The organism is Maribacter aquimarinus, assembly GCF_047345505.1.
Classification (GTDB): domain Bacteria; phylum Bacteroidota; class Bacteroidia; order Flavobacteriales; family Flavobacteriaceae; genus Maribacter.
Map to the genome: position 1 here is coordinate 90,182 of NZ_JBLFEO010000008.1, position 13,221 is coordinate 103,402.

The following is a 13,221-nucleotide window of genomic DNA, read 5'->3' on the forward strand; positions in this document are numbered from 1 at the left end:
CGAATGAGCTTGGAACATGACCGACAAAACAACCCCTGGCCGCTTTTGGAGCGTTTGTCCAAGAACGAAATCACGGACTTGGTACAGGCCTACCTTCAATATGCATCCAGTATGAAACACATCTATTGGTCCATGTTGGTCTTTATGGTGCTGGTCCTTGGATACAACCTTTTTTTGGGGGGCAATGGACATGGGTATGCAGAGGCCAGGGAGATTCAAAATACCTTTGCCACGGTGCTGATCATTTTTTTGCTTGGTTTTTTGGTCGTGGCCGCCAACATCATAGGCCAATCGATCACGGTGAGGAAGGAAGTGGGCAAAACGGCGGCGAAACACCATTTGGACAAAGAAGCGGTACGCAAGGAATTTCACGGTTTTGTAAAGGCCACGCTCGGGGGGCCGGGATTAAAATGAACACGACAATGAAAAAAACATCCATGACTAAAAATGGAATCGCACAGGGGCATGCCCGTAATGAAGTTTGGATGTGACCATCACAAAACAATAATTGGGATGATATGAAAAGAATGGCAATAAGACAGACCTTAAGGTCTATGGCGTTAACCGGTATGTTCTTGGCAACGGCCTGTAAGGGAAACAACGAAGCCCCCGTGAACGTGGAGCATACGATCAGTACCCGATCGGCAGGATTGGAAGTGGCCAGGGTATTTGTGGGAGCCGATGAAATACAGCCTGCCGAGAATACCTTTGTCTATGGGCAGACCTTCTACACCAACTTTGAGGACATGGACGGGTGGGTGATCGAAGATGGGGATTTCTTCCCCGAACTGGAAGTCCACGTGGTATCCCAACAAGGAGACACCCTACTGGTGAACAAGAATCTTTTTGGCGGGTACGGGCAGCCCCAAGATGTGCCCGTGTTGCACGGATCCCTTACCCTGGCCTATCCCTTTCTTTCCAATGAAGACTACACCGTGCATTACAAGTTGTATGATGCCAAGGGCGGTGCTGCTTTTTATACGGAAATGGAATTGAGCCTGGTGCCCGATCCGCGCATTGAGATAGTGGAAGACGGCCTTACCGCCCAGGAGGTGTACCTGTTCCATGAAAGGGACGGCAAGGTCATTGGCGATGGCAACCTGCCCGTGGGCCCTCCGTTGTCCATGGATTTCCAGATGTTGGAGGGTTTTACCCCAAAAGGCGGGAAAATGGAACTGGGCATGGCCATTTTGGTCACGGATGCCTCGGGCCATAAAGTGGCCGATGTAAAGGACGCCCTGGCCAATACCAGTTATGACTTGTTGGGGCCAAAAGAGGTGGTGAAATCTACCCTTACCCTTTCCAAGGGAAGGATAAAAAATCCATTGCAATGGCAGGTGCGCCTTTGGGATAAAATCAGCGGTGCGGAACTAACGGCCACGGCCACGGTAAATGCAGAATAAGATGAAAGAAACCAGCACGGAAGTTTTCCAGATAGTCCTCCCCAGTGCCTTTAAGACCGTACGCCAGAGTAAAATTGGGTTGCGGGCCGAAGATGATACGGCCCATTGTAAGGTGCAGCACCCACATCTGGAAGTTCGGCTCTTTGAGGTGGCAGATTTAAGGTCGGACACCTATAAAGGCGCCACGCTGGCCGAAAAATGGGAAGATTGGTGCCTGAGCCTCAATTACAAATCGGAGTTGATCGGTTTTAAAGAGGCCGTGTTCAAAGGGCACAAAGTCTTTGTCCTGCACGCCCATACCGATGCCCCTTGGAAGGATATCCATTTTAAGCTTCGCTATTTTCACGTTGCCGTCTTTTTGGACGAAGAGTATTTTTTGGAGTTCAAGACGGTGCACGAAAAGATACCCTCCAACGAACTGGACAATTGGGTGCTACAAACCTTTGAATCCATTGCCTTTTTGGGTGATACGGAAACCAGAAAACAGGCCTATGCCCAACATGTGCTGGACACGCAAGTGGAGTACAAAAAAATGGTGGAGGCCCAGCGAACCGAGAAAGAGCAGCAGGCAGAGGAGAAAAAGAACAGCTTCCGGCAGGTGCAGATCCCCAAAGATGAAAAAGAAGTGTTCAAAGTGGGAACGTTTGATTTTGAGTTTTTTCCGGACGAAACCAAAATCAGTATCGGAGCAATGTCCAGAGATATTCAGTTAACGCTCAAGGCCAAGACCAAAGCAATTGAACAAGCGATCAAAACAAAAGTGCTGGATGATTACCCGGGAGATGGTACGGTCGCCTTGACCTTTCCCGCAAAGGGCATTCATCTGAATGGGCAGCCCCAAGGGCAACTGTATTTTGAAGAGGAAAAGACCAATGCCCCCTTGTTTTTGAATGCCAGAAACGAAGGGTTCGATTACCGCTTGGCCTTCTGTGGTTCGCTCACCTTTGATAACGGTTGGGTGCTGTTAAAGGGGGAAATGACCAAGAGCTATCACAACAAGGCATTCCCGATTTTTGTGGCCAAAAAGCTGGATATGTCGGCCTTAAATTGGGCGGACTACCGGTTTTCATCCATGGAAGAGACGGCCACCGCCCACCCAACGGACGTGCGTTTTCTTACGCTACAAAATCCAAGTTTCACAGCATTGCCGGAGGCTCTGTTCGGATTTGCCCATTTGGAGGAACTTACGCTGCACCAAAAAGCCAATGTCTGGGATGCGGAAAAACTGCCTTTAAGCGTGCTGCAATCGGAGCTGGGACAATTATCAAAACTAAAAAAGCTCCATATCAGTGGCACCTCCGTGGAACAAGTACCGGAAAGCATCGGACAGCTTACCCAACTGGAGCAGTTGAGCATCAACAACAACCTGGTGGCGCAAATACCGGATGCCATTTGGCAGCTGCCCAAGCTCAAATTCCTTTGGTTGTCCGCCAATAAACTAACGAGCATCCCGGAGAACATCGATCTTCCCAGTTTACAGAACATTTCCTTGGATAAGAATGAATTGGCCACCTTGCCCGAATCCTTGGCCAAACAGCCACAATTGAAACGTATAAAACTGAATGGGAATCCTTTGGCGAGCCTGCCAGATGCCTTCAACGCCATCAAGGAAATCGACTTGTCCATAGAGGACAAACAGCGCTTGTTGGACTTTGGTTATAAAGGCGCGGACGGCAAAGGTTTGGTGGATTGGGACGATACCCACTTTTGGGCGCAACACGATGAAGAGTTGGTTGCCGAGGTCAATACCGTCATCAAAAACAACCAGTTGGAGGAATTTACAGATGCCCTGCGTCCCATGGTGAAAAAGGCCATTGGTTTTAAGCACCAAGCCACCGAAGATTATGCCCGGGTGGGCAACCATCGTTTTGGCGGTATGCCAGATTTGCCTTTAAATGTTCCTTACCCAAGATTTGGTGAAAATTGGCGTGAGGATAAAGAAGATTATGTTCTAGAATTTATAGGACAAGTTAACTGTGAGGCAATCGCCCATCTACAGGAATATTTGCCCAGAACGGGCACCTTGTTCTTCTTTTTGGAAACCATGCACAACATCTATGCAGGCGACACAAACCCTGGCAAGATCATTTACGTGGAGGACAACAGCACCTTGGCTTCCGGAAAGCGTTTTCAATTTACCGAAGAAGACTATTTTGAAATGATCGATAGCGGCTACGAAGGGTTCAAGGTTGATGCTACAAAAATAAACAGCGCTCCATCTTTGTACGCCAGTTTCGTGAACAAACATCTTTTTACCGGAAAAAGTGCGGTTTTATTGGAAAACGACAAACTGCTGGATACGCTTTACGATCGCTTTGAAAAACCGCTGAACGATTCGTTTGCGTTTGATTATGCCGTAAATGCCCACGGCTTTACCCAGCACGAGGCCCCGGAACTACAGGCATCACTGGCCAAAAAAGGAAACCCCGAGGATTGGGTGACCCTGCTGGTGGTGACGTCGGCCGGCGATATGCAGTGGAGCGATGCCGGGGATATCTTTTATGTGATCCATAAGAGCGATTTGGCCAAGCTGGACTTTGGTAATGTGTTTGTGACCTTGGAAAGCAGTTGATCGTATGATAAAGCTAATTCTTGACCATAAAACCTACGCTTTGCCATTGAACATTGGTGCGGTAACCGGTGTCTGCACTTTGGATGAAAATTGGCGCACCATGGATTACAAGAATGGGGATGGTCTGCTGGCTTTGTCCCTGAGCTTAACCTATGAGGTTCCTTTGGAAGTTACAGACGCCTTGTTCCACCAGGGTGTGGTGCCCCTGAGCTTGGACGATTTGGAAGAGGGCCAACGCAATCGGCTACAACTGGATTTTGATATCGGTCATTCCAGTTACAATCCCAAAACGGCCAAGATGGACATGCACAACGGGTTTCCCCACTTTCCCCTTCCGGCAGTTTTGGAGAACCACCGTTTTGGAGCGGCCACCTTGGAGCAGACCACATGCTGGTTTCCGGAATTTGGCGTTCCAGCGCGGTTTTCCCAACTGGGCTTTGGGCAATTGTCGGGAGGCTCACATATTGGGTTTTATGCAGAGGGCAAGGTAAAGGACGCCATGGCGGAACTCGGGTTTTCCATTGGGGAGGAGGCCTTGCCCCTGGCGTACAATTTCCAAATTGAAGGCCATGCCAATGAGTTTGTGGGGCTCTCCGAAGGCGATCTGATCAAAGAAATCCAGGACTGCTTTGCATCCATCTATGGAGCCGTGGCGGTACACTCACAAATGGATGGTACGGATGCCACAAATGGAGGGGTCAGGATACGGTATCGATTTTAATGGATGATATGTGATGGAAGGCTTTAAAAAACATACAGCGCTCCAAAACTTGAAACAGGGCGAGTCGCTCAACCTGCTGCGCACTGATTTTGGTGAACCCGCGCCCGTGGTCACCTTCCCGGACCTCTTGCTGGCCAAGCGCAAGCGGAACATTGGTTTTACGGGAGATGAAGCACTTCCGTTTGAAGTAACGCATCAGGTAGATGCGGTCGATTTTTACGGGTACAAGTCGTCCTACGAAGCCTTGGGACTGTATTTGTTTCAGTTGCTGTTTTCCAACAAGAACCATATCCATCTAACACTGACTGGGGAACAATCGAAAATTAAAGATGTATTTTTATATATCGATAGAACGCTTGTAAAAGATTCTTTTCTCAAAACCGAAGCCTTGGCCCTTAGGTCTTATGGGTATTACCGGGAGCAGCTGGAAAAATTTCCGCTTTCTGGCCCGGGCTTCAGTGACAGGACCCTGGCCCCGGAAGACTGCCCCGTATTTTTTTATGGCTGGAGCGATGCACAAAAGAGGTATCTTGAAGACCGTGTTCAATATGCGGACCAATTGATCATTGGCCTTACCGTGGATGGGCTGTGTGCGCTGGCCACTATTTTATTGGATATGGCCGCCGAAGAAAACGACCGGGATGAGGTCTGTCTGGAACACCCCGACCTGGGCTTTGGCGGTACCGGAAAAAACAGTTTGGAAGCCCGTTTTTGGCTGCCCCATAGTTTTGGGTTTTATGGCGATAGCTTGGATGATGTGAACTTATAAAAAGAAGACCGGAGTAGGTGAAAAAAATGGAGGTGTCAGTCTGAACGCAGTTGAAGACCCATAAACATCGAGTTTTATTATCATTTAAATTGCCTACTTCGACTACAATCCAGGCGGGGGCTCAATATGACAATTTGTTCATTAAGATTTTTTGTGATGTACTAAATAATAAGACACCATGGAAAAGAAAGATATACAGCTAACCTTGATCCTGTTTTTTGCCGCTGGCAGTTTTGTGCTGCTCGCGCTCTATGGGTTTTGGCATTTCAACCCAAATGACGCTTCCAAGGGAACGCTGCCGGAAACCGAGGAAACAGCCTCAAAATTGATCTACAATGACGTGTTGCAGACCTATACCGTCTTTAAGGAGTTTACGCCTTCATGGAACCATTACTACGCCAGGCTCACCCTGAACGAGGCGCGTGATTCGGTGGTGGACCCAAAATATACGGTCAAGGAGTTTGGTCTTAAACATCAGGACATCATTAAAATGCAGTACGATCTGGAAAAGCAGCTGCTCATTTGGGAACCGCTGCCTTTGGAGTACATTGTAAAAGCGCATCATCTCAATCGGGACACCAAGCATTTGTTCGGCACCTATGGGTTCAGGGATGCTTTTTTTGAGCTTGCCCAAGATTTGGAACAGGCCTTTGTGAACATTGTAAATCACCATAAACCCACGGATACGGTGGCGACCAGTGTCTATGACGAAAATCAGAAATTCTCTTCCTATTTTAGGATCCTGGAACGTATGGACCGTATCTTTTTTGACATGATGGTGACGCGCTACCCAAGGGATCTGGAGTTTGTGACCAATGTTTCCCCCGAACGGATTGAAACTGCCCAGCTAAGGGCCTTGGACAGGCATGTCTTTGAGCTCAGGAACCGACACGATTGGGAGAAAAATAAGTCGGAGTACAGTTTGGACAGTGGTATTAAGATATGTAATGCGCCAAAGGGGCAGTTTACTACATACCTTGTGAAGAACAATGGTGAAAAGATGCTCTCCCTGATAAAAACGGAAAGGGACCTGTCACGGTTGACCCCCGAAGAAAAACAAATAGCCCTGCAAGACCTTGTTCAATGTACGGAGGCATTTATGAGTGATGTGGAGGAGGATAACCACTATTACATCAGTACGCCCAATGAAACGTTTTTTACAACAAATAAAGCGCAATTCCGCCCGTGGAGCGAAACGGGCCCCGAACCAATGATGTCTTTCTATGCCGATGAAAACGGACGTTACTACATCTTGGCCGGCTATGATGCCTTTAAGGTATTTTACCCGAACCTGGACAAGGCCACAAGGACGCGGCAAAGAACTGAACACGCCACCGATATGCCATGACCCTCGAAAACCAAATTCTAAGTGCCGTAATCCAGGACCACAAAGCGCGTACCGTACTGGGGTTGACGGACTTTGGCGATATCCTCTTCAAGGAAGCCAATGGGCACGGACGGGAACTGTACTCCATCTGTCAGATACTGCCCACAAGGCGCCTCGCCCCAACGCCCAAGGGAGCGTTCCGTTTTCAAATACAGGTGTTGGCCCTGGAGGAGACCTCCTTTAAAAAGATACAAAGGCCCAGCCGGGGCGGGATCTTTGGCAGGGGCGCTTCCGAGAAGGAAAGGGAGCTCCATAGGGTCTTGGTAAAACGGTACGGGCTGCACGCCCAATTGCAACAAAGGTTGGGAAAACTGGCGGAGGGCGAGCTGTACGGCCATTGTGACGATGATGACCACAACAGCAGCAACCCCCACGCCGAGAAGGTGAACAAAGCGGCCTACCTGAGCCAAGTGCTGGCCTACGCCACCCAGCACCCCGAGCCTTTTTACACCGAGATGTACCACCTAAAACGCCACGAAACCACGCCCCCCTTTGTGTTAAAAGAATATTATGGCTACGGTTTTGGCCTGCCGGAAGCGCTTTTTGGCTATGTGCACCTAAAGGGACTTGCCATTTACCATCAGTCCATCAAAGACCTGGAGCCCCAAAAGTTGCTCGGCTTCAAGAACCTCAATAGCCTGTGCCTTGACAATGTGGACGGCGTGCCGCAAGACCTCTTGGAGGTCATACACCAAATGCCCTATCTGGTGGAGCTCAGTTTAACCAACACCGATACGTTCAGGGGGCGGCATAAAATGACCCAGATTCCCACCCAGTTGCACCGCCTTGAAAGTTTGCGCTATTTTTCCTTTGCCGGCAATGAACTTTCGGACTGGTCCCAAATCGTGAAACTCAAAAATTTGCGCACTTTGGATGTGTCCCATTGTGGGCTGACCGCGATTTCCGAACAAATTTCGCAATTGCAATCTTTGGAGGAGTTGAATCTGGCCCACAACGGGTTGGAGCATTTGCCGGATGCGATGGCACGGTTGAAAAACCTGAAGATACTCCGCCTGGCCGGCAACCCATTGGCCAAGATCCCGGAATGGATGGCGGAACTGCGGCAGCTGGAAGTCCTGGAACTTACGCAGTGCGGTTTAAGGACCTTGCCGGAGGCCATGGCACGCTTGCCCAAGCTTCAGGAATTGGGGCTCAAAAAGAATCCGTTCAACACCCTGCCCAAATCGTTGTTGGAACTGCCCAGAAAAGTGGTGCAGATAGAAATGCGCAACCAGGCCCTGTACGACCCTAAGGCCAAGGCAAAGATGGACACCTATCCCAAAGGCAACATTAGGTTTAAAAACGATCTCAATTTTAAGCTGATGGTCATCAACCAATTGATGTATGTGGATGAGGTGCTGCTGCCCAAGTTCAATATAGGGGAGTTTGCTAAAAACCACAAGGGAAGAAACATCGTTATTGATGAAGAGGGCTATGACCCCATCCCCGAAGCCGTGGCTTATTTCAAGGAACTGGAGGTGCCCATGGAGCTGCTGATAGACATCAAAGAACTGAAACCCGATGGCGGGGATGAAATATATCGCCAGATCGTTCCGTTTTGGGATGGGGAAGACGATCGCTTCGATGTGAAGAGCATAGAAGACGTAAAACACTTGCCCAACCTAAAGGCCACCAACACCATGAATTTCTCCAAGGAACAGGTAAAGCAGTTGCGTGCCCTAAAAATAAAAGTAGCCCATTATTGAAGCCATGATACTCACCCAGCAAAATTTGACACCGGAGGCCCTGCTCCGTTTCTTTGAAAAGCATTTTCCCGAAAAAGAGTGGTTTTATCTGGACCTGTATTCCGATGAAGAGACCACGCATCACCTGCGAAACAACAGTATGGGTTTTTATACGGTTGCAACGGGTGTTAAAAGCTATCCACTGGAAATTGGCCTTACCGAGACCGATGAGGACATTGTTGGCGAATATCAGGTAAAAATCGCCAAATCCCTTTCCGAAAAATACCAAATGAAAACGGTGATCGATTTTACCCATCCCAAAAAACCGGACGATCCCTACTACAGCCTTTTGTTCGATGCCGGTCATTGTTTTTTGGTGGACGATAGCGATTGGGAGGAAACGGGGGAGTTTGTTGTTTTGGAACCTTGGGCGGGGTAGGGGCTTTGCACCCTCATTACAAAAAGCTACTACGCCATCTGGTTGAAAGTCCACCGTTGTGCGGCCCCATCTGGGCAGCACCAAGCACCTTGGCCCGGGAACTGTACCAAAGCCGTTGATCTTACTTTACCCTGTACATCCAGTAGGTAACGGCCCCAAAAGCGGTAAGGGTCCACAGGCCCAGGAACAAGACCACGGAGAGGGGCACTTGGGGCCAAGTGCCATTTGGGCCATACCCTTTTATTTCGGCCCAACCGGCCCAGCAGGCCATGAGCAAGAGGGCCACGGTCAAGCCATAGGAAACAAGGGTGGCACTTCGGTGGTGTTTTGTGCCGATCTTTAATTTTTGGCGCTGGGCCTGCAGGTAGGCCCCGGAGAGGCACAGGAGCGATAGTCCCAAACCAAAGATAAAATAGGCCCATTTGGACCAAAGCCCCCAGAACTTCCCAAAGTGCAAAAGATCCACGGCTTCCCACCAACGGTCATAGAGGGACAACCCACCCGCTTTTTGAATTTGGAGCACCCTGCCGTCCGCCGCATTGAGACTCACAAAGGCCGTCCTAATTCGGGTCAGCCATGCGCCGTCATCCCCTTCAAGGAACAATTTTCCGTCCTCGTACTCGTAAAAGCCCAGGCGTTCAATATGGAGTTCGGGATAGGCCTCCTGGGCCGTTTTAACCAATGTGGAGATGGGCAGAAAACTGTGGGTTCCCAGGTGCTCCACGGCCGCGGTCTCTTCATAGGCGGGCTCGGGCAGCCACCATTCCAAAAGGTACCAAGCGCCCGTTGCCCCCAGGAGCAGGGCAAACCACAGGGACCAGATCCCCACCAGTTTGTGCAGGTCGGACCAAAAGATCCTGGTGCCCGCCCCGGTGTTCAGCCTAAAAAGGCCTTTTTTCCATTTTTTGTAGGTCAGAAAACCGGTGAGGGCGGAAAGGAGAAGCACAAAACCGAACAGGCCCACCACAAAGTACCCGATCGGCACGCCAAAAAGGCTGAAAAAATCGGCCTCGAAAAAAGACATGTGCAGGCTTCTGAAAAAACGCTGAACGTTAAAGTACGATGTTTGCTCCAATAGCCGGTAATCCACGGGGTCTATATAAAACCTAAAGGGCAGCCCTTGGGCGTTCTCTGCCCATCCGCTCAGGGCGTACCCGGGTTTTAAAGGGGCGCTCAGTTCTTGTAGGGCGGCCTGCGGAAAGTTGGACTTGAAAACCGCGAAGGCCCGTTCCCAAGCTATGGGGCCCCTTGCCTCCCCGGCCTGCACCGACGGATGGAGCAGACGGTCCAGTTCGTTGGAAAAAACGGCAACCGTTCCGGACCAGCAGATGACAAAGAGCACTAGTCCGGCAGTGATGCCCGTCCAGGAATGGATGTTAAAATATGTTTTCCTCTTGATCTTCAATCAATATTGGGGGATTTTGACTACCATTTTTTGGTGAGTGTGATTTGAAAGAGCCTACGATCGCCCACGGCAATTTGATTCACGCCAAAGATACTGTCTTGGGCCGCCGTATAGAAGGTGGTATCCAACAAATTGAATATGTTTGTCCGTATTTGAAGGTTATTGGAAAACGTATAACCTAAAGCAAAATCCAGGCGGGTGTATGCGGGCAATTGGTACTGGTTTGCGCTATTGGCTTCGCGTTCCCCCTGATAAACAAGACCAAGCCCCACATCGAGCCCTTTGATGTTTAAGCTACGCCCATTGTAATTGATGAAACTGCTCCACTGGAAAATGGGGACATTGGCAAAGCGGTTGCCCACGATATCGTCATCGCTTTGGGTGATCTCGGAATCCTGCACGCTCATACCGCCAAAAAAGGAGAGGTCCCGGGTAAGTTTCCCGGTGAGGTCCAGTTCAAAACCTTTTATCTCTGCCGTGCCCAAGGGGGCCAGGAAAAATTCGGTCAGCGAGTTGCTGGGGTCGGCAATGGCAATGTTTTCACGTTCCAGGTAGTACACTGAGGCCGTGGCAAGCGCCCTGCCCCCAAACAGCTGTAATTTTACACCGCCATCAAGGGAATTGGCCCGGATGGGGGCTATGCGTTCCCCGTCCCGGGTAACGCCGGGTTGTGGTTCGCCCGAGGAAGAATAGCCCACAAATCCCGTTAGTGACTTGGTAAGGTCATAGGAAGCCCCCAAGCGGTAGGAGAACAGTTGGTCGTCAAAAACCTCATCAAAAAGTTCAACGGGGTCGGGGGCAAAATCGGCTTCCAAGAGGTTCAGGGCTTCCGTGCCAATGCCCGAAATATCATCGCGCTGAAAAACCTCTATGGCGTCATAGCGCAAGCTGGCCACGGTTCTGAACCTGGGTGTCCATTCGGCCAGCCATTGTCCAAAGACGGAATTGATCTTATCGCCCCTCACAAAATTCGGGAGTACAAAGGAACCGATCAGAACGGGTTCCTGATCGTTGTTGGGCTCAAAGATGTCCAGCTCGTTCAGGTAATCCCCATAGATAAAATCGCGGTCCTCGTCCGTAAAGATATCGGTGTTGTCCGCCAAGCTTCCGCCCAGGTTCAGGGTATGGCTTGTTTTATCGGTCGTAAAGGTTCCGGTAACATCCAATTGCAGGGTCTCACTTTTCAGTTCCGAACCAAAATCGGCAAAAAAGATTTCCGTTACCGAATTGCCGGAAAAGGTAAGGCCATCCTCCTGGAACAGGGCACCATCGCCCTCCGTATTGCCATTGCGGAAGGACATTTCGTTGGAGCTCTGGGTATTTCTTTGATAGTACAACCTGGCGGAAAGCCAATCGGTGAACTGGTGGTTCAGCGAGAGGTCCAATCTATGGTTTTGGGTTTTTAGCTCGTCGTTCTCCCCGTGAAAACTGAAGGTGCGGGGTAAAAAGTTGTCTTCAAGTCCGGCGCCCTCAAGGTAAATGATGCCCCTGTCCAGCGGGTCGTCCTGCCAACTGAACTCGTACTCGGCAACCAGGTTGGTCTTGTCGGAGATCTTCCAATCCAACGAAGGGGCAACGGTGATCACGGGCCGTCTTTGTTGCCCATCCCTCCAAAATTGTTTTTGTTGGTAGGCCGCAACGATGCGCCCATTCAATTTGCCTTCCACCAAAGGCCCGGTAATGTCGCCGCCCACACGGAAAAAGTTAAAATCGCCCCCGCCCACGAAAGCTTCGGCGGCAAAGGTATCCAAGGGTTTTTTGGTCATAATGTTCACAAAACCGCCCGGGGAGGTCAAGGAGGCCTCCACCCCCGATGGGCCTTTTACGACCTGTACCCGATCAACGGTCTCAATGGCGCGGATGCCCTCGGTGGTAATGGATTGCCGGATGCCGTTGATAAAGGTCTGCGTTTGCGGAAAGCCCCTGACGATGAAGTTTTCTCGATTGCTGCCACCGTTGTCCGCGTTGGCAATGCCGGGCACATAGGTGATCACCGATGCCAGGTTACGGGCGCCCAAATCTTCAAGTAACTCGTCGCTCATCACGGAAATGGACACGGGAGCCTTCACGGTTTCCAAGGGAATGCCCAAGGCAGCCGTCTTTTTTACAATGTAGCCCTCTTCCCTGGTGCCGCTTACCACAACCTCGTTGAGCATCTGCGAATCTTCCCGCAATACCTGGTCCAGCTCCAGGGTGGTGTTTTCCTTGATGGTAACGCGCTGCGTTATGGTGGCGTACCCGAGGGCGGAAATTTCCAGCATCTGGTCGCCCACCGGAATATTGGTTATGTTGTAACGCCCGTCCGGACCGCTGGAGGCGCCAATGGTGGTGCCTTGGATAATGGCGTTTGCCGAGGCAATGGGCTCCCCTGATTCCGAGGTCAGCGTCCCCGAAATGGCCCCTACTTGGGAGTGGGCGGCCACAGTGCCCAGAAATAACAGCAAAAGATAGCATGGGAGGTTTTTGGTAAGAAAGGTCATTTACACTTATTTAGATTGATTAAAAACAAGAGCGCAAATGTAAAGCCTATTTTTGCGGGAACAAAATTATTTAGATTGATTTTAAATAGTTTTTTTAGGATGGTGTTCCCCCACGGCAAAAAAGAGCGGGTGGTATGGGGTGGGCGGTAAGGGCATGCCCCGTAAATTGGCTTCAACCAAGGGTCCGCAAATTGGGAACGCCTCTTCGCCCAAGGGGTCAAAGTGTTTTTTGGTGGACGATAGCGATTGGGAGGAAACGGGGGAGTTTGTTGTTTTGGAACCTTACACTTTTTGATGTTTTTACCGGAAAACAGGGTGGTCTGCCCCTAGTCCTTGCGTTAGCTTTGGGGCAGTGATCCC

10 protein-coding genes are annotated in these 13,221 nt (G+C 50.2%); 8 read left to right on the forward strand and 2 right to left on the reverse strand.

Annotation, left to right across the window (positions count from 1 at the left end; genetic code table 11):
- The first annotated feature begins 3 nt into the window (after positions 1-3).
- The 8 genes from ACKWCC_RS07845 to ACKWCC_RS07880 all read left to right on the forward strand — a co-directional run bounded on the left by ACKWCC_RS07845 (position 4) and on the right by ACKWCC_RS07880 (position 8,976).
- Positions 4-414, forward strand: coding sequence for a hypothetical protein (locus ACKWCC_RS07845; RefSeq protein WP_413995365.1), 411 nt, complete (start codon positions 4-6; stop codon positions 412-414).
- 104 nt (positions 415-518) lie between these two features.
- The gene (locus ACKWCC_RS07850; RefSeq protein ID WP_413995366.1) at positions 519-1,403 is read left to right on the forward strand and encodes a hypothetical protein; all 885 of its coding nucleotides are present in this window, start codon (positions 519-521) and stop codon (positions 1,401-1,403) included.
- Position 1,404: 1 nt separating this feature from the next.
- Positions 1,405-3,975 carry a DUF1963 domain-containing protein gene (locus ACKWCC_RS07855; RefSeq protein WP_413995367.1) on the forward strand — a complete coding sequence of 857 codons (2,571 nt, stop codon included), beginning with the start codon at positions 1,405-1,407 and terminating at the stop codon, positions 3,973-3,975.
- A gap of 4 nt (positions 3,976-3,979) precedes the next feature.
- Positions 3,980-4,696 carry a hypothetical protein gene (locus tag ACKWCC_RS07860; protein WP_413995368.1) on the forward strand — a complete coding sequence of 239 codons (717 nt, stop codon included), beginning with the start codon at positions 3,980-3,982 and terminating at the stop codon, positions 4,694-4,696.
- Between the two features lie 49 nt (positions 4,697-4,745).
- A complete protein-coding gene (locus tag ACKWCC_RS07865; RefSeq protein ID WP_413995369.1) occupies positions 4,746-5,465 on the forward strand; it encodes a hypothetical protein in 720 nt (239 codons plus the stop codon).
- Between the two features lie 178 nt (positions 5,466-5,643).
- Positions 5,644-6,813, forward strand: a complete 1,170-nt coding sequence (locus ACKWCC_RS07870; protein WP_413995370.1) for a hypothetical protein — start codon at positions 5,644-5,646, stop codon at positions 6,811-6,813.
- Positions 6,810-8,558, forward strand: coding sequence for a leucine-rich repeat domain-containing protein (locus ACKWCC_RS07875; protein ID WP_413995371.1), 1,749 nt, complete (start codon positions 6,810-6,812; stop codon positions 8,556-8,558). The genes ACKWCC_RS07870 and ACKWCC_RS07875 overlap by 4 nt, the downstream gene beginning before the upstream one ends.
- Positions 8,559-8,562: 4 nt before the next feature.
- Positions 8,563-8,976 (forward strand): hypothetical protein, encoded by a 414-nt coding sequence (locus ACKWCC_RS07880; RefSeq protein WP_413995372.1) that lies wholly within the window; start codon positions 8,563-8,565, stop codon positions 8,974-8,976.
- Between the two features lie 121 nt (positions 8,977-9,097).
- On the opposite strand, the gene ACKWCC_RS07885 is transcribed toward ACKWCC_RS07880, so the two are convergent.
- The gene (locus ACKWCC_RS07885) at positions 9,098-10,381 is read right to left on the reverse strand and encodes a PepSY-associated TM helix domain-containing protein (RefSeq protein ID WP_413995373.1); all 1,284 of its coding nucleotides are present in this window, start codon (positions 10,379-10,381) and stop codon (positions 9,098-9,100) included.
- A 20-nt stretch (positions 10,382-10,401) separates the two neighbouring features.
- Complete coding sequence (locus ACKWCC_RS07890) at positions 10,402-12,861, reverse strand: TonB-dependent receptor domain-containing protein (RefSeq protein WP_413995374.1); 2,460 nt, start codon at positions 12,859-12,861, stop codon at positions 10,402-10,404.
- Between the last annotated feature and the right edge of the window lie 360 nt (positions 12,862-13,221).

Coding starts and splice junctions, on each gene's coding strand:
- ACKWCC_RS07880 (WP_413995372.1), top strand. CDS start 8,563: ATGATACTCACCCAGCAAAATTTGACACCGGAGGCCCTGCTCCGTTTC.
- ACKWCC_RS07845 (WP_413995365.1), top strand. CDS start 4: ATGAGCTTGGAACATGACCGACAAAACAACCCCTGGCCGCTTTTGGAG.
- ACKWCC_RS07850 (WP_413995366.1), top strand. CDS start 519: ATGAAAAGAATGGCAATAAGACAGACCTTAAGGTCTATGGCGTTAACC.
- ACKWCC_RS07890 (WP_413995374.1), bottom strand. CDS start 12,861: ATGACCTTTCTTACCAAAAACCTCCCATGCTATCTTTTGCTGTTATTT.
- ACKWCC_RS07855 (WP_413995367.1), top strand. CDS start 1,405: ATGAAAGAAACCAGCACGGAAGTTTTCCAGATAGTCCTCCCCAGTGCC.
- ACKWCC_RS07860 (WP_413995368.1), top strand. CDS start 3,980: ATGATAAAGCTAATTCTTGACCATAAAACCTACGCTTTGCCATTGAAC.
- ACKWCC_RS07875 (WP_413995371.1), top strand. CDS start 6,810: ATGACCCTCGAAAACCAAATTCTAAGTGCCGTAATCCAGGACCACAAA.
- ACKWCC_RS07870 (WP_413995370.1), top strand. CDS start 5,644: ATGGAAAAGAAAGATATACAGCTAACCTTGATCCTGTTTTTTGCCGCT.